Origin of the sequence: Olivibacter sp. SDN3 (genome assembly GCF_014334135.1) — a bacterium.
GTDB lineage: Bacteria > Bacteroidota > Bacteroidia > Sphingobacteriales > Sphingobacteriaceae > Olivibacter.
The window spans coordinates 1,165,657-1,182,497 of sequence record NZ_CP060497.1; the positions used below are offsets into that span (position 1 = coordinate 1,165,657).

The 16,841-nt window shown below is 38.9% G+C and carries 15 protein-coding genes; 11 read left to right on the forward strand and 4 right to left on the reverse strand.

Features of this window, described 5'->3' with window-relative positions:
- Positions 1-293 precede the first annotated feature (293 nt).
- The gene (locus tag H8S90_RS04650) at positions 294-1,043 is read left to right on the forward strand and encodes a ScpA family protein (RefSeq protein ID WP_187342925.1); all 750 of its coding nucleotides are present in this window, start codon (positions 294-296) and stop codon (positions 1,041-1,043) included.
- A 110-nt stretch (positions 1,044-1,153) separates the two neighbouring features.
- The gene (gene glyA / locus H8S90_RS04655) at positions 1,154-2,425 is read left to right on the forward strand and encodes a serine hydroxymethyltransferase (protein WP_187341420.1); all 1,272 of its coding nucleotides are present in this window, start codon (positions 1,154-1,156) and stop codon (positions 2,423-2,425) included.
- 450 nt (positions 2,426-2,875) lie between these two features.
- Here glyA and H8S90_RS04660 read toward each other — a convergent pair whose 3' ends face one another.
- Complete coding sequence (locus H8S90_RS04660) at positions 2,876-3,568, reverse strand: ComF family protein (RefSeq protein ID WP_187341421.1); 693 nt, start codon at positions 3,566-3,568, stop codon at positions 2,876-2,878.
- Positions 3,569-3,609: 41 nt separating this feature from the next.
- Entirely contained in the window at positions 3,610-4,782 is a 1,173-nt protein-coding gene (gene rlmN / locus H8S90_RS04665) for a 23S rRNA (adenine(2503)-C(2))-methyltransferase RlmN (protein WP_370525684.1), read from the reverse strand.
- A gap of 60 nt (positions 4,783-4,842) precedes the next feature.
- Here rlmN and H8S90_RS04670 point away from each other — a divergent pair, with 60 nt between their 5' ends.
- The 8 genes from H8S90_RS04670 (at position 4,843) to H8S90_RS04705 (ending at position 14,043) form a co-directional block, all read left to right on the forward strand.
- On the forward strand, positions 4,843-6,018 hold the full coding sequence (locus H8S90_RS04670; RefSeq protein WP_187341422.1) for an amidohydrolase family protein: 1,176 nt from the start codon (positions 4,843-4,845) through the stop codon (positions 6,016-6,018).
- Between the two features lie 300 nt (positions 6,019-6,318).
- Positions 6,319-6,591, forward strand: a complete 273-nt coding sequence (locus H8S90_RS04675; protein WP_187341423.1) for an acylphosphatase — start codon at positions 6,319-6,321, stop codon at positions 6,589-6,591.
- 36 nt (positions 6,592-6,627) lie between these two features.
- The gene (locus H8S90_RS04680; RefSeq protein ID WP_187341424.1) at positions 6,628-8,127 is read left to right on the forward strand and encodes a lipopolysaccharide biosynthesis protein; all 1,500 of its coding nucleotides are present in this window, start codon (positions 6,628-6,630) and stop codon (positions 8,125-8,127) included.
- A 48-nt stretch (positions 8,128-8,175) separates the two neighbouring features.
- Positions 8,176-9,900 (forward strand): tetratricopeptide repeat protein, encoded by a 1,725-nt coding sequence (locus H8S90_RS04685; protein ID WP_187341425.1) that lies wholly within the window; start codon positions 8,176-8,178, stop codon positions 9,898-9,900.
- 22 nt (positions 9,901-9,922) lie between these two features.
- Positions 9,923-10,666 carry a DUF4292 domain-containing protein gene (locus H8S90_RS04690; protein ID WP_222852238.1) on the forward strand — a complete coding sequence of 248 codons (744 nt, stop codon included), beginning with the start codon at positions 9,923-9,925 and terminating at the stop codon, positions 10,664-10,666.
- Positions 10,667-10,758: 92 nt separating this feature from the next.
- Positions 10,759-12,075 carry a murein hydrolase activator EnvC gene (locus H8S90_RS04695; protein ID WP_255501824.1) on the forward strand — a complete coding sequence of 439 codons (1,317 nt, stop codon included), beginning with the start codon at positions 10,759-10,761 and terminating at the stop codon, positions 12,073-12,075.
- A 140-nt stretch (positions 12,076-12,215) separates the two neighbouring features.
- Positions 12,216-12,404 (forward strand): twin-arginine translocase TatA/TatE family subunit, encoded by a 189-nt coding sequence (gene tatA / locus H8S90_RS04700; RefSeq protein ID WP_187341427.1) that lies wholly within the window; start codon positions 12,216-12,218, stop codon positions 12,402-12,404.
- Between the two features lie 256 nt (positions 12,405-12,660).
- A complete protein-coding gene (locus tag H8S90_RS04705) occupies positions 12,661-14,043 on the forward strand; it encodes a LysM peptidoglycan-binding domain-containing protein (protein ID WP_187341428.1) in 1,383 nt (460 codons plus the stop codon).
- Positions 14,044-14,139: 96 nt separating this feature from the next.
- Here the strand turns inward: H8S90_RS04705 and H8S90_RS04710 are convergent, their stop codons facing one another.
- Together H8S90_RS04710 and H8S90_RS04715 are read right to left on the reverse strand one after the other, a co-directional pair.
- On the reverse strand, positions 14,140-14,655 hold the full coding sequence (locus H8S90_RS04710; RefSeq protein WP_187341429.1) for a phosphoribosyltransferase family protein: 516 nt from the start codon (positions 14,653-14,655) through the stop codon (positions 14,140-14,142).
- Positions 14,656-14,914: 259 nt separating this feature from the next.
- On the reverse strand, positions 14,915-15,487 hold the full coding sequence (locus H8S90_RS04715; RefSeq protein ID WP_187341430.1) for a C40 family peptidase: 573 nt from the start codon (positions 15,485-15,487) through the stop codon (positions 14,915-14,917).
- Positions 15,488-15,819: 332 nt separating this feature from the next.
- Between H8S90_RS04715 and pdhA the strand changes: the two genes are divergently transcribed.
- The gene (pdhA, locus tag H8S90_RS04720) at positions 15,820-16,815 is read left to right on the forward strand and encodes a pyruvate dehydrogenase (acetyl-transferring) E1 component subunit alpha (RefSeq protein ID WP_187341431.1); all 996 of its coding nucleotides are present in this window, start codon (positions 15,820-15,822) and stop codon (positions 16,813-16,815) included.
- The last annotated feature ends 26 nt before the right edge of the window (positions 16,816-16,841 follow it).

Here is a 16,841-nt window from a genome sequence, read left to right on the forward strand (position 1 = left end):
GGCACATAATAACCGGCACCACGCTCCAAATTTCTTAAAACATGTATATTTTAACCATTTATTATTCGTAACAAATATTTCTTCAAGCTTATTTATCAATTATTTCTTGACTCGACCAACTATTCAACAAGTATGCAAACGCTTTGTTTTCTGTCGTAACTCAAACCCGTTCCTTTTGTAAAATCGCGTATCTGCTATAATGCATCTCCAGATGAAAATAATGATTACATATCGATTCAGAAGACAACATTATTAAAAATATAAATTTGTCAAAAACGTTGTACCTTTGGACCATGCAAACAGCAGGTTTTGAAATTAAACTCCCCCAATTTGAAGGCCCTTTCGACCTCCTGCTATTCTTTATAGAACGTGACGAGTTAAATATACATGATATTCCGATAGCCAAGATAACCGATGACTTTTTAGGTTACATTCATCACATGAACGCTTTAAATATGGAGTTGGCTAGCGAGTTCATATTTGTCGCATCGACATTGATGCGCATAAAAGCAAAAATGCTACTTCCTCGTCCCGATCTGGACGAGGAAGGGAATGAAATCGACCTTAAAAAAGATCTTGTACAAAAACTGATCGAATACAAAAAGTTTAAAACTGTTTGTGAGGAGTTGAAAGCGTTAGAGCACAACCGCTTTCAGATGGAAAAGCGCGGAAACATCGCCTATAATCTCACATTAGCGACGGCCGAATCCGACCCGAGGGAAGAGCTTAATTCTTTTGATCTTTATAAGCTCATGAAAGTGTATGACCGGCTAATGAGTAACTACCTCAATAAAAGCAACCAGGTAAAACATACGGTTGTTCAATACCCTTACACCATAGAGCAGCAAAAACGAACAATTTCCTCTCTTTTATCCATCAATAAAAAGCTCGACTTTAAAGCTATTCAACAGCACTCCGAAAATAAGGTACATTTTGTATATAACTTTTTAGCCATCTTAGAAATGCTCCAGCAAGAGCTTCTTGAGCTGCAACTGGGTCTCGGGTACAATAACTTCTGGGTTAAAGAAAAGCTGGGCACCTGATGGCTTCCCAAGAATTAATTCCTTGAATTTGTTGTACTGATGTTAGTGAATGTCAAGCATTTTATCTAAGTTTGCGCAAAATCTACATCTGGTAATTATATCAATATTTAATGGAAAGAGATCACATCATATTTGACCTTATTAAAGACGAGTTAGAACGTCAGGAAGAAGGTATAGAACTCATCGCTTCTGAGAACTTTGTCAGCACACAAGTAATGGAAGCTGCGGGTTCTGTTTTGACCAATAAATACGCTGAAGGTTTGCCCGGTAAACGTTATTATGGAGGCTGTGAAGTAGTTGACCAAGTGGAGCAAATTGCCATTGATCGTGCCAAACAACTTTTCAACGCAGAATGGGTAAATGTACAACCACATTCTGGCGCTCAAGCAAACGCAGCTGTATTTTTGGCAATACTGAAACCAGGCGATAAAATCTTAGGCTTTGATCTTTCACATGGCGGTCACTTAACACACGGTTCCCCTGTAAACTTTTCAGGCAAACTATATGAGGCTCATTTCTATGGTGTTGATAAAGAAACTGGTTTGATAGACTATAAAGCATTAGAAGAAACTGCTTTAAGAGAAAAACCAAAAGCCATTATTGTAGGAGCTTCTGCCTATTCCCGCGATTGGGATTACGCTTTTATTCGGCAAGTCGCCGATAAAATAGGCGCCTTAGTTGTAGCAGACATCTCGCATCCAGCAGGTTTAATTGCGCGTGGACTATTGAGCGATCCGCTACCGCACTGCCATATTGTAACTACTACAACACATAAAACACTGAGAGGGCCCCGCGGCGGCCTGATTATGATGGGTAAAGACTTTGAAAACCCTTGGGGACTAAAAACGCCAAAAGGAGAGATTAGAAAAATGTCTTCCCTTTTGGACATGGCTGTATTCCCGGGCACACAGGGAGGACCATTAGAACATATCATCGCAGCAAAGGCTATCGCCTTTGGAGAGGCTTTGAGCGATGACTATATGGCATATATCCTACAAGTAAAGAAAAATGCTGCAGCCATGGCAGAAGCATTTGTAGAAAAGGGGTACAAAATAATCTCAGGTGGTACCGACAATCATTCCATGTTAATTGATTTACGCAATAAAGGTATCAGCGGTAAAGCGGCAGAAGCTGCTTTAGGCGAAACGAGTATTACGACTAATAAAAACATGGTTCCATTTGATGATAAATCACCGTTTGTTACTTCAGGTATTCGTATGGGGACAGCTGCTATCACCACAAGGGGTCTGAAAGAAGCGGAGATGGTTACCATTGTAGGATTAATAGACCGCGTTATTGCCAATCCAGAAAATGAAGATATACTAGATGCAGTTCATCAAGAAGTTTTACAATTAATGGCAAAGTTCCCTTTGTACAGTTAATTGATCATTTTATTTAACGAATAGCTATAAGCACCCAAATAAAGGGTGCTTTTTTTTGTTTAAGCTGCGCCGATATCCCGTCAGGACACCCCAATTAGTACTATCGTTAATTTTCAAACGATTTTTGACCACCGCTTACGCTACCCTACTCAATACCAAACCCGCCTCACTTTTCTCGCCAAATAACATTTAGCATTGGTTTAACAAAGAGTCAACAAGGGGTTAACAGGGGTTTACCTTTGTTAACCCCTTGTTAACTCTTTACTAACCCTTTGTTTGTACTTAGTTAATATAGCGTTTAACCATAACCTGACGGAGGAATGTATAGTTATATATAAGCAACTAGATTAATAAGCCGATTTTAGTTTAGAAACTAGGTCCGTGATTTATGGCTCTTTAAATTGCCCAAACGGAAACGACGGGCATTATGGTCACTATAGGTACTTTATTTCATTTCGTATAGGCCAATGTTGCAACACTGACTTTAACACCGGGAATCTCCAATAACTGCTGCGCACATGCTTCTATTGTCGCTCCTGTAGTGAGTACATCATCGACCAAAAGTATATGCTTATCCGCAAAGACCTCCGGCTGCTTTACTTTAAAAATGGTTCGCATATTTTCGTAACGCTCATAGCGTTTCTTTGTCGTTTGAGATTCGGCCAGGGTGTGTCTTATCAGGTTATCGATAATCATTGGAATATTCATCGACGTACTCATGCCTTCTCCAAAATACGCACTCTGATTATAGCCTCTTGTCTTCATCTTCTTTGGATGTAACGGAACAGGCACAATTATTTCAGCTGTGTTAAAATCAGTTCTGCTCAACATCTTTCCATATTCTTCGCCAAGCATCAAACCAATTTTAGGTTTTGAAAAATATTTAAGGTGATGAAGGATCTGCTGTACATTGGACCCTTTACCGAAATAGAGATAAGAAGCAACGTTTTTCAGCTTTACTCTTCCCCAGAGCTGCTTCGCAGATGCATTTTCACTATCCCGATGAAAATTAGTAACGGGGAGGTTGTACCAACAATAAGAACATATTAACTGCTCATGATCATATAAGAAGGTATTACATCCAACACATAAGTCCGGATAAAATAAAGAAACAAAATCTTTTATATATGCGGCTACACTCATCTCTGTATAATTAGTATGCAGAAAACGGGTCTACTAAAAGGCTAACTGATCAATTCTTTATGTTTATCTTTTACTGCCAGTTGACCACAGGCAGCATCGATATCTTTTCCTCTGCTGCGCCGCACATTAGTAACGATTCCCTTTTTTCTTAAAAATGCTGCAAACTGATCAATCTTATCGCCCGCTGCATTCTTAAAATCGGCAAAGGCAATAGGGTTATATTCGATAATATTTACTTTACACGGTACATGTTTGCAGAAGTAAGCCAATTCAGCCGCATCGTTCAACTCATCATTGAAGCCATGAAAGACGATATATTCATAGGTTACCGGGTTTTTTGTCTTCGCAAAATAATATTTTAATGCGTCTGCTAAAGCTGATAAAGAATTTTGCTCATTAATGGGCATAATTTCGTTCCGCTTCGCATCGTTCGCAGCATGCAAAGATAAGGCAAGGTTAAACCGTACCTCATCGTCACCTAATTTCTTGATCATTTTAGCTATTCCTGCAGTGGAGACAGTAATACGCTTGGCGGCCATATTCAATCCCTCAGGAGATATGATATAATCAATCGATTTCATCATATTGCCATAATTAAGTAAAGGTTCTCCCATCCCCATATACACAATATTTGTCAGTTGATGATCATAATTTTGTTCCGCCTGTTTATTGATCAATACTACTTGATCATATATTTCATCTGCGTTTAGGTTTCTTTTGCGGTCCATATAACCGGTAGCACAGAATTTACAGGTTAAGCTGCAGCCGACTTGTGAGCTCACACAAGCCGTCATCCGTTCTGGAGCAGGTATTAGCACGCCCTCGATGATATTACCGTCGTAAAGTCTAAACGTACTTTTTATCGTTCTATCGGCACTAAATTGAGATTGATCAACCGACACATAGTTAATTACAAAATACTGTTTCAATTTTTCGCGCAGCGCAATACTCAAGTTGGTCATCTGGTCAAAATCTGTGGACGACTTTTTCCACAACCATTCATAAACTTGCTTTGCCCTAAAGCTTTGCTCACCCAGCTCTTGTAATTTATCCCTTAGTTGGCTGAGCGTTAAGGATCTGATATCTACTTTTTTTGCTATTGCATTCACCACGCAAATATACCGCTTTTTTAGGACAAAAGAGTATAATCCTTTGTTGTTCAAGTGCATTGTGAATAAATCAAATTTCGTTTGTTTCAATTTTTTTGCTAACATTGCCCATTATTATTAAAAAAGAACACTAACACTTTATAATTTTACTGAATTTCTGGCATCATGGTAAATTATTACTCGGCAGACTATATTCTTCCCGTTTCTGACAATCCCATTCAAGATGGCGTAATTGGCATGAAAGACGATGGGGAGATTACGGGTATATATGAGCCTGGTGCTGACGAAATCACGGGCAAACCCATCAGCAAACATGAGGGTATCATTACCCCCGGGTTTGTAAATACGCATTGCCACCTCGAGTTATCTCATCTGCGCGGAAAGCTATCAAAGGGCACCGGCTTAATCCCTTTTATTGAAGCTGTAATAAATACGCGCAAAGCTGATGACGATGGTATCCGTACTGCGATGGCCGATGCCGACAAAGAAATGAAAGCCAATGGAATCGTCGCTGTGGGAGATATTGTCAATCAATCAATCTCGAAAGAGATTAAGCAACAAAGTCCGATTTATTACCATACTTTCGTTGAAATTCTTTGTTTTGAGCCTGAAAAAGCACAGGATGCCTTTAGGGAAGGGTTAGCGCTTTGCGAGGAATTTGACAAACAGCATTCCTCCATTACGCCTCATGCTCCCTACTCTGTTTGCAAAGAAATTTATCGGTTCCTTAAGCAACTACATCATCCTGAACGCAATCTGTTAAGCATACACAATCAGGAAACTGAAGAGGAGAATAAATTCTTTCGCTATAAGACTGGCGGTTTTGTCGATTTCTACAAAAAAATCAACAAAAACATCGATTTTTTCAAAGCCCAAGCTAGAGATTCCATTCAGACGATTGTGCCTTTACTTCCAAAGAAACAGCCGGTATTATTTGTGCATAACACCTACACCAACATGAAAGACATCTTTTTTGTTGATCGCTTTGGAGGTGATGTCACTTGGTGTTTCTGTCCAAATGCTAACCTTTACATCGAGGGCAAATTACCCAAGATTGACTTATTTTTAGACCAGGAACAATCCATTACTATAGGAACAGACAGTCTGGCAGCTAATGATAAGCTCTGTATACTCTCGGAGTTGATCACCCTTCAGGAACATTTTGCTTATCTGGAGCTCACTGAAACAATAAAATGGGCTACATTAAACGGCGCAAAGTATCTTGGCATTGACAAAACATACGGTTCTTTGGAAAAAGGGAAAAAGCCTGGATTAAATCTGATCAGTGAAACCAACGGGCTGAAACTTACCAAAAATTCTAAAGTGAAACCACTGATTTAACACCTTTCGTATACCGCCTGGAAATTTATTTTGTATCTAAGATCTGTGTACCCCACCTTGCCGAATGGGCATGAGTAAAAAGTTCCTTGTAAAAAGCAACCTATTTACTAAGTTTGTTGGTTCTAAACAGAAAGGTTAAAGCGATATCATATGAACCATCTTTGCTTAAAACTTTATTTTCATCGCGCTCTGAAATGTAAATTTAAACATTTTACTCCCGGCTGACCGATGGAGGAAACCGTGGCAACGGTTCGTGAATATTATTAAAAATTAAATAACTAACGAATAAACTATTTAGAAATGAAACATACCGTTCTTATTATTCATGGAAAAGTGCAAGGTGTTTATTTCAGAGCTGCGACCAAAGCTGTTGCCAATCAACTGGGAGTCCAGGGAATTGTGAAAAACCTTCCCGATGGGACGGTTTATATTGAAGCAGAAGGAAACGACTTCCAGCTAGAAAATCTGGTGGAATGGTGCCATGAAGGCCCTGAAAAAGCAGTCGTTGAAAAAGTTGAACAAAAACCCGGAGAACTTAAAAACTATCGTAACTTTGAAATAGTAAAGAAATAATAAAAAGTGAGAACCCTTCTATTCTAACACAAAAGCTTGTCTACATTACGTAAATTTGCGGGGCAAACCATTATTTATGGTCTGAGCACCATCATTGCCAGGTTAATAAATTTCTTATTAACTCCTTTGTTTGCATTTAAGTACAATCCCTCTACATATGGTATTTTTGGATATATGTATAGCTGGGCTGCGATGATCAATGCACTCCTTGCCTTTGGAATGGAAACTACTTTTTTCCGCTACCTCCAAAAAAGAGCAGACATTAAAGAGAAAGTTTACAGCAATACCTTTATTATTATTCTATTCACCTCTAGTCTTTTCGTTTTATCAGTAATGGTATTTTCAAGGCAGATAACGAGTTATTTGCAACATGAATTTTATGATAATGACCTAGGGGTATATGTTAAATACTTTGTGTTTATTCTGGTTGCCGACGCTTTAGCAGTCATTCCTTTTGCAAAAATCCGTGCAGACGGGCGCCCAGCGAGGTTCGGAATGATCAAGCTGATTAACATCATCACCTTTATTTCCTTCAACCTGTTATTTATCGTTGTTATACCGTGGATGATTGCTAAACAATTGCCTCTCGCAAGTTATTTTGTATCCTGGTATCGGGAAGGGTGGGTAGGATATGTTTTCATCTCTAACCTTATCGCCAGTTTACTAACGCTAGTTTTACTACTCCCGGAATTATTAGCCATCAAATTAGCTGTTGACAAAACCTTAATAAGAGATATGCTGGCCTATAGCTTTCCAGTTCTAATTGCCAATTTCTCGTTCATCATCAATGAAAATCTCGACAAAGTATTGCTAAAAGCCCTATTACCGCAAGAAACAAGTGCTCGAGATGTGGGCATCTACACGCTATGTAGTAAACTTGCAGTCTTTATGAGCATATTTGTAAACGCGTTCCGCTTAGGCGCTGAACCTTTCTTTTTCAGTCAGGCGAAAGAAAAAAATGCGAAACAAACGTATGCCATTATCATGGATTACTTTGTAATTGCGCTCGCTTTAGCGGTGGTAGCACTCGTAGCTAATATAGATATTATTAAACACTTTACCAGAGGAGGCGATGCAGCATCTCGTGCAGCCTACTGGTCTGGTCTGCATATTGTCCCCGTTCTGCTAACGGCCTACATGTTCCTAGGCATTTATATGAGCTTATCGATTTGGTACAAACTATCTGACCAGACAAAATATGGTTTATATATATCTGGCTGCGGAGCCTTTGTAACCATTGTGTTGAACTTTTTACTGATTCCGGTTTACGGTTATACAGCTTCGGCCTGGATAACCTTAGCGACTTATGGAAGCATGATGGTACTTTCTTATTTCTTGGGACAAAAAAAATATCCAATTCCTTACCATACATTGAAAAATTTAACGTATATTGTATGTGCTGTTTTGATATGCTGGCTGTCTTTCAGCATATTTGACCGAAACATTTTTATCGGTAATGCTCTTTTTCTATTTTTTGTGGTTCTTACATACTTCTTGGAGAGAAAGCGATTAACAGCCTTATTAAAAAGGAGGTAATAAATGGCCCAACCTTTGTACATTAAAGCTATATAAAATAAACAACGAATGCATAAGAATAAAAAAACATATAAGCTCTTAGTTATTTTTTTATTGCTCTTCAGTGGTATTGCTGTTGCGCAAGATATACCGGCCGATAGTGCAAAAGTTAACGAACTTTATTACCAGGCACTAAATGAAAAAGCACAAGGTAACACGGCACAGGCCGCAAGCACCTTAGACAAGGTGTTAACACTTGACCCAAACAATGATGCCGCTTTATTTGAATTGGCACGACTGGAACTGGAGCAAAAAGATTTAGATGAAGCTGCGGCACACGCGCAAAAAGCTGCTGAAATAAACCCCGAAAACGAATGGTACTGGATTTTATTAGCGGATATTAATAAGCAAAAAGAGAATTTTTCGGCTCTCCCTCCCATTTTCGAAGAACTTATCCGGTTAAAACCAGAAAAGAAGGAATATCATTATGACCTTGCCTACGCTTTATTTCTAGGTGAAACGTACGACAAAGCGCTTGAAACTTACAATCATATCGAAGAAAAATTTGGCAGTGACGATAACGTCATTATTGCACGCCAAGAGATTTACCTAAAACAAAAACAACCTAAAAAGGCGATAAGTGAACTGAGCCATTTAATAGAGAAAGAACCGGATAGCTCCAAAGGTTACGTACTTTTGGCTAATTTATATTTAAAAATGAATAAGCCAAAAGATGCGCTGAAAATATTGGATGAAGGCCATGAACATATTCCTGGAGACCCTTATATTTCATTAAGCAAAGCAGATGCTTACCATAGTCTAAAAGATGAAAAGAAATCCACCCAGGAGTTAAAGTTAGCTTTTGCCAGCGAGCAGATGGACCTTGAAAGTAAAACGCGCCTTCTGATCAGCCTAATGTCTGACCCAGATAGCAAGGAATTGGCTCCAACTGTATTAGATCTGGCAGAAATGCTTACAATGAATTATCCTACAGAGGCACGAGCCTTTGCACTTTACGGAGATCTACTAGCTCAACAGCAACAGTTGAAGGAGGCTAGGACGCAATATTTAAAAGCTATTGACATCAACGGTCGTATTAACGGTATATGGGAGCAGTTATTGCAAATAGAGCTTTCTCTTGGCATGAGTAAAGAAGCTTTAGCGCATGCTTACAAAGCTTCCGCACTTTTCCCTCAGCAGCCACTCACCCAGTTCTTTTCCGGACATGCCTTTTTAATGGAAAAAAAATACACAGATGCCAGAGAATGTTTCGAAGCTGCGTTAAACTATGCGGAAGAAAACAACACCCCCTTATTAACACAGGTATATAGTAGCTTGGGCGACACCTATCATGCGCTCAACATGGCTGCGGAGTCAGATCAGGCCTACCAGGAGGCATTGTTGATCGATAGTAATAACGTAGGTACGTTAAATAATTATGCTTATTATCTCTCCCTAAGGAAAGATAATTTAGAGGAAGCTGCCCGGATGTCTAAAAAGTCAAACGAATTAGATCCAAACAACCCTACTTTTCAGGACACCTACGCCTGGGTACTCTTTCAACAGGGAAATTATCAGGAAGCTTTGGTCTGGATAGAGAAAGCAATAGCGAATTCTCCCGAAACAGAAGTATCTTCTGCATTACTGGATCACTATGGAGACATCTTATTTAAGTTGGGCGAAATAGAAAAGGCTGTTGCACAATGGAAGGCAGCAAAGGTTGCAGCCGAAAATATGGGAGAAAATGTCGAATTGCTATCCAAAAAAATTGATGCCAAGAAATATCTGGATTAACGCTGTTAAGTATACGTTCTACATGTCATTACTTCTTGCGCTATCTTCATGCAAAAGTAAACGCTTAGTTGTAGAAAAACCGTTACCTGGAAAAACTATTGCCAGCAATAGGGTATTAAACGGTATACAGGAACACGAGTTAAATTTCAATACGTTTAATGCAAGGGGAAAATCATCATTGATGCTGAACAGGGACAGCTATGATGCCACGCTAAACATTAAGATAAAAAATGCACAGCGCATTTGGATTTCGGTAACTACAATCTTCGGCATCGAAGCGGCGCGGGTGCTCATTACTCCTGAAAGACTGAAAGTCATGAACCGGTTAAATGGTACCTTCATCGATCAACCTTTTCGTTATATACATCAGTTTGCTTCAGACGAAATTACGTTTGACAACCTTCAGTCGATTATCGTTGGCAATATGTTTAACCAGGCTTTAAATTATAGTGATAATGCCGAAAAAAACAACATTGGATATCTCTTAAACGGCATTATTAACAATTTAAACTTTGAAATACAGACCAACGAAGATTTCAAAACAGTAAGCCATACGCTACGAGGCTTGGCAGGCAATCAATACATTACAACAAATTATTCAGACTTCACTACCGTCAATAAGCAGCTTGTTGCCAGAACGATGCACCTCAATGCGGCATCGACGACAGTTAATCTCGAAATGCAGTTAAAATATAACCGTATTACGCTGAACGAGGTCCTTGAAATGCCTTTTAGTATTCCTGCTAAATATAAAGAAATAAAATAACCAACGTAAATACCATCACCTATTTTTTTAAGAGTTCGATAATATTTTATACATTCGTTGGCAATAAATCTGTTAATATCACGATGTAATTTATGGCATCTGCCAAAAGATTTAAGGAAGAGAGCATGATTCGGGTAAAGTCAATATTCTGCATACTAATTTTGTCATGTATAGCCTTTACGGTAAAGGCGCAGTCGAGTGCACAGTTAAAAAAACAACGGGAAGCATTAACTCGTGAAATCGAATTGCTCAATAAGACATTACAATCCACTTCAAAAGATAAGTCATTATCGTTAAAGCAAGTCAATGCTTTAAATGCGCAAATCAATCTCCGGGTAAAAAAAATCAATACCATCAGCAGTGAGGTTAACCTCATAGATAAGCAGATTCAGAACAACACCAATAACATCCGATCGTTACAAGCAGAGCTAACTAAACTAAAAAGAGGTTACGGTGCGATGGTACAATTTGCCTTCCGTAATCAAAGTGCTTACAATAAGTTGATGTTTATTTTTGCTTCCAATGATTTCAATCAAGCCTACAAACGGCTGAAGTATTTGCAGCAATTTAGTGACTCACGTAAGAAACAGGCCCAGGAAATAGAAAATACACAAAAAACTTTAGAGCAAAAAATCGCAGAATTAGCAGGCAATAAAAAGGAAAAGGTCGCATTGCTTTCTGATCAGGAAAACGAGAAAAAAGCTTTAGACGGTCAGAAAAGTGTTAAATCCAAAGCGCTGAATGATTTAACACAAAAAGAAAAACAATATAAACAGGAGCTGACCAAAAAGCAACAGGAAGATGCGCGGCTAGCTAGAGCAATTCAGGCAGCCATCCGTAAAGAAATTGAAGAAGCACGACGCCTGGCGGAAGAAGAAGCACGACGTAAAGCGGCTGAAGAAGCCAAGAAAAACCCAACAGCAAAAGCTCCTGAAAAAACGGCCGTAGCCAAAACCACTGATAAGGAGGCGCTCTTATCAACTCCTGAAGCTGCAAAACTAGCTGCAGACTTTACTGGAAATCGTGGTAAGTTACCGTGGCCGGTAGCGTCCGGCTCCATTACACAGGGCTACGGTCAGTATACGTATGGAAAAGGTGTAAAAGTGAATAGCAATGGATTAACCATACGAACTGCCGCCGGAACACAGGTTCGGGCGGTTTTTGACGGCATAGTAACCAATGTTATCCAAATGCAAAACCAATATACGGTATTGATCAAACATGGTAATTATTTCACCGTATATCAGAATCTCAAAAATGTTACCGTTTCCAGAAACCAACGAGTAACTGTTAAACAAGCTATTGGCACTGTAGCAGTGGATGCGACTGAAGGCACTTCTGACCTGCATTTCGAGATTTGGCAAGGAGCTTCTCCGATTAATCCAAGTAGCTGGCTTGCCGGCAATTGATAGAAAACAAGCAGTATGAATAAATTGTATATGTTAGCTATTTTATCTAAGTTTGTAAACTAGCTATGAAATAATTACGTAGATATACTGAAAAAAATAGGATACTAAAATAGATTGGAAAGATTTTTAAATATTGAATTATGTTAAACACAGTTTTATTGGCTATGATTGGTGGGCCTGAGATAGCAATTATCGTACTTGCCTTGTTGTTGTTGTTTGGAGGGAAAAAAATTCCTGAGCTAATGCGAGGGCTAGGTAGAGGAGTGCGTGAGTTTAAAGAGGGGCAGGCCGGAACAGCAAAAGATGATGCTAAAGAAGAACAGCAATAAGGCGATCTCTTTCTTTACATACAAAAAAGAAATTTGAAGCCACTAAAGGACAACAAATGTTTGTTCTTTAGTGGCTTTTACTCTTTAACTTTAAAAAAAAACACCGAAACATAATAATATGTAAAGGTTAAGCGTTGTTTAAATTAATGTATCAACATCTAACAAGTGCTTAGCAAGCAGCATTTTAACCTTGTAAGCAAGTGTTTATAGACGTAAAAAAAATTGGTTTGAAATCAACAACCTATACTAAAAAGACATGATATTAAAAAAAGTATCGGCTCTTGCCGTTAGTGTATTGTTTTGTGTTCAATTAACACAGGCAAACAGTCTTTCAAATAGGGACGGAAAGAATTATTCGGCTGCTGAAAAAGACAGTATAGAAAAAGAAACCGCGGTTATACGCGATCCTTCATGGCATCTCTCTCCACAGAATATCAGAAAGAATTTAGACACTTTACAAACGGTCGTCCCGCTCACCTATAATAACTTTGTGCAATCTTATATCGACGCTTACACCTCACAACGTTATAAGAACCATCTTTCAAAAATGATGGGTTTAGCGCAATATTATTTCCCAATATATGAACGCGTATTTGCAGAGGTTGACTTACCTACAGAAATAAAATATTTATCCATTATTGAGTCGGCACTTAATCCGCATGCCGTTTCCCGCGTTGGCGCCACAGGCCCATGGCAGTTCATGTTTGCAACCGCAAAATCCTTTAACTTAAATATAGACAATTATGTCGATGAGCGGAAAGACCCGTATGCAGCTTCCTATGCCGCGGCAGCTTACCTGAAAGATGCATACGAGGAGTTTGGAGACTGGCAACTGGCAATTGCGTCCTATAATTGCGGGAAAGGAAACGTTGCACGAGCTATACAACGTTCGGGTCTAAGTAAACCAGACTTTTGGTCGATCAGAAATTACTTGCCTCGGGAAACCAGAAATTATGTCCCTGCTTATATCGCAATGACTTATGTACTGAGCAATGCCGAGGCACTTGGTCTGGCCCCCTATGCAGCAGATTTTCTCGCAGATAAGGAAGGTACCGACGTTATTTTAATTGATAAATTCATCCCTTTAGCTGGTGTGGCAGAAGCATTGGAACTCGATCTAAACACCTTGGCAACATTAAACCCGGCTTATAAAAAGAATATTATCAATGGCAGTCCTGATTCTCCTAAACGTTTAATTGTTCCCGCTGTAGATAAAACGGCTTATGCAAGCTTATATGCTGCGTTAAACAACCCTACAAATGCGCCAGTCCGGGTAATGACAGCATCAAACACCGATTCAAAACCCATCTATCATACTGTCCGCAGAGGAGAAAGTTTGGGCCTTATAGCGAACAAATATCGGGTAGAGATCCAAGACTTGCGGGTTTGGAACCAGTTAAAAAAGAACACTATCGTTCCCGGACAGCGATTGAAAATATCCCAACCAAATCAAAATTCCTCACAATCACCTAGAAAATCGACTGTTAATTACGTTACTTATAAAGTAAAACGAGGAGACACACTTTCAGGTATAGCCAAAAAGCATAGAGGCGCAACTGTGCAAAACATAAAAGCGATGAATAACATCAGAACGAGTTCCATTAAACCCGGAATGACATTAAAGATAAACCAACTTTAGGCTTAGAAAAGTAAAGCATTAGATTTTAACAGATTGGTTATTGACTGTAAAATCTAATGCTTTGTGTTTCAAGAAAAATACAAGGATTTTTTTCTATTAATGCAGGTATGTCGCGTCCCCTTCGTCTTTAAAGCCCTCTAGGGTAACCGATACATGTTCATTTAATATCGTTGACAGCTTCAATCCGGAATAATCGCTCACCACTGGAAATTTATGATGGCTCCGGTCTATTAAAACTGCTGTGCGCATTTTCTTCAGAGGAACGTTTAGAAATACGCCTAATCCGTATGCCAATGTGCGACCGCTGTTAAGGACGTCGTCCACTAAAACGACGACTTTATTAGCCGCATTCGAGACAGGAATATCTGTTTCTGCGGTTAAAGTAGAACTTACTTTATCTAAGGCAATTTTTATCAAGGTAACCTTTAAATCCGAGGCTATTTCTCCTAAAACACTTTTTAAACGCCCCGCCAGAACATACCCTCGTTCAGCTACTCCTGCAAGCACCAATTCCGACTCCTCAAAGTTATCTTCTAATATCTGATAAGCAATACGTGTAATTTTTTCCTTTATTTGATCCTTATTTAGAATCAACACCCTATCTGTTGTCATAATATAATCTCGATTATAAAAATAGGAAATATTTAGCTATGGTAAAAATTAGTGACTGATAAACTTAATTGATTTTGTTGTACGATGGTATATAATATAGAACGGGCTAGGTTAGTGGGTTAGGTTATATAGGAAACGGCATCTAAAATCTACAAGGTATTGATTCATATTATTTTTTCTCCAAAGACGGAAAAGAGCTTCAGTAAATTCGTTATAAAAGAACAGATAAAATGCGTGTCTTGGATTATTAGTCCAACTATTAATTCAGGTGCAACACTTCGTTCTCTTCCTGGCTTTCATTATGAGCTTTCAGCATGCGTCCGCCATTAAAATAATAACGTTTCCAGTAAGCTTCCTCCAAGTTACTGATCATAACTCCCCTACTGGTAGATGCATGAGCAAATTTTTTATCACCCAAATAGACGCCTACGTGTGTGACCGATCTACTCCTTATTTTAAAAAAAACCAGATCGCCAGGCTTAAGATCATTTTTATTTATTGGATCAACCTGCGTATAAATGTTTCGGGAGTTATTTCCAATAGATGTATTGAAAACTGTTTCATACAATTCATATGCAAATTTCGAGCAATCAATACCTTTCTTCGTTTTACCCCCCAGACGATAAGGTGTTCCTATCCAATCATAAACAAACTGATACAGTTTAGTATTCGTGGTTGCCGATGCCGCTACTCCCATAATCTGGGAAAAGTATTCTTTAGCTAAATTATCAGGATCTTCAGGTGAGTTGATTTTTTCAGTTGCGGTTTGTGCCTTTACTTTTAGCGACAGACCACCCAGCAGTAAACATACTACCAAAAGTTTTCTTTTCATTCGAGTCAATTTACTTTTTGGAACCAGCATTGTTACTTTTATTAATGCTATATCCTGATAAAGTTAATAAAATGCGTATTTAGCGTAAAGTTTTAATCATATGCAACTGGTAGGTTGAGAGACAAAACTAAAGTAAAAGTTTTAGTTTGTCAAAAAAACTAAACATATTTTTAACTTTTCCTTGACAAATGTACTATTTAGCATACAGTCTTACATGGCATTTGGCCCAAAATATGAATAAATAATGTACTTTCTGCCCCTTTCATTCTGTGAATATCACAACAATTGATTAGATTTGCCTTCCAGTAAATCAAGTACACGAACAGAAAGCAATGAGTTCAACAGCAATTACAAAAGAAACATATTTAGAGTGGTATAAGTCGATGTTACTTATGCGTAAGTTTGAAGAAAAAGCAGGCCAACTTTATGGTCAACAAAAAATTAGAGGTTTTTGTCATCTATATATAGGCCAGGAGGCTGTTGTAGCTGGGGCGATGTCTGTATTACGCAAAGAAGATTCTATGATAACCGCTTACCGTGATCATGCTCATGCGATTGCCAAAGGTATGGACCCGAATGCTGCTATGGCAGAATTGTTCGGTAAAGTAACAGGTTGTTCCAAAGGTAAAGGTGGATCTATGCACTTTTTCGATAAGGAAAACAACTTTGCCGGGGGCCACGGTATTGTTGGGGGTCAGATTCCGCTAGGAGCCGGACTTGCATTTGCTGAGAAATACAATGGCACCGACAATGTTTGCGTCTGTTATATGGGGGACGGTGCTGTGCGTCAAGGTTCTTTAAATGAAACATTCAATATGGCCATGTTGTGGAAGTTACCTGTAGTGTTTGTCTGTGAGAACAACGGATACGCCATGGGTACTTCAGTAAAACGCACCACCAACATGATTGATATTTACAAAATGGGCTTAGGCTTCGATATGCCATGCGCACCTGTAGACGGCATGGATGTGGTGGCTGTGCACAATGCGATGGATGAAGCGGTAGAGCGAGCGCGTACAGGTGAAGGCCCTACCTTTCTGGAAATCCGCACGTACCGCTACAAAGGGCACTCGATGTCTGACCCAGCAAAATACCGCACTAAAGAGGAACTTGAACAATATAAGGAACGCGACCCAATTGCAGCAGTTAAGCATGCCATTTTAGAGAACAAGTATGCAGATGAGAAATGGTTTGAGCAAGAAGAAGCCGAGATTAAACGTATAGTAGATGAAGCGGTAAAATTTGCTGAAGCGTCTGATTATCCAAAAGCCGAAGAGCTCTACACAGATGTATACGTACAAGATGATTATCCTTATGTAGTGGATTAAACTACACAATCAAAACATTAATTTTA

Coding starts and splice junctions, on each gene's coding strand:
- H8S90_RS04650 (WP_187342925.1), top strand. CDS start 294: ATGCAAACAGCAGGTTTTGAAATTAAACTCCCCCAATTTGAAGGCCCT.
- glyA (WP_187341420.1), top strand. CDS start 1,154: ATGGAAAGAGATCACATCATATTTGACCTTATTAAAGACGAGTTAGAA.
- H8S90_RS04660 (WP_187341421.1), bottom strand. CDS start 3,568: ATGAGTGTAGCCGCATATATAAAAGATTTTGTTTCTTTATTTTATCCG.
- rlmN (WP_370525684.1), bottom strand. CDS start 4,782: ATGTTAGCAAAAAAATTGAAACAAACGAAATTTGATTTATTCACAATG.
- H8S90_RS04670 (WP_187341422.1), top strand. CDS start 4,843: ATGGTAAATTATTACTCGGCAGACTATATTCTTCCCGTTTCTGACAAT.
- H8S90_RS04675 (WP_187341423.1), top strand. CDS start 6,319: ATGAAACATACCGTTCTTATTATTCATGGAAAAGTGCAAGGTGTTTAT.
- H8S90_RS04685 (WP_187341425.1), top strand. CDS start 8,176: ATGCATAAGAATAAAAAAACATATAAGCTCTTAGTTATTTTTTTATTG.
- H8S90_RS04690 (WP_222852238.1), top strand. CDS start 9,923: ATGTCATTACTTCTTGCGCTATCTTCATGCAAAAGTAAACGCTTAGTT.
- H8S90_RS04695 (WP_255501824.1), top strand. CDS start 10,759: ATGGCATCTGCCAAAAGATTTAAGGAAGAGAGCATGATTCGGGTAAAG.
- tatA (WP_187341427.1), top strand. CDS start 12,216: ATGTTAAACACAGTTTTATTGGCTATGATTGGTGGGCCTGAGATAGCA.
- H8S90_RS04705 (WP_187341428.1), top strand. CDS start 12,661: ATGATATTAAAAAAAGTATCGGCTCTTGCCGTTAGTGTATTGTTTTGT.
- H8S90_RS04710 (WP_187341429.1), bottom strand. CDS start 14,655: ATGACAACAGATAGGGTGTTGATTCTAAATAAGGATCAAATAAAGGAA.
- H8S90_RS04715 (WP_187341430.1), bottom strand. CDS start 15,487: ATGAAAAGAAAACTTTTGGTAGTATGTTTACTGCTGGGTGGTCTGTCG.
- pdhA (WP_187341431.1), top strand. CDS start 15,820: ATGAGTTCAACAGCAATTACAAAAGAAACATATTTAGAGTGGTATAAG.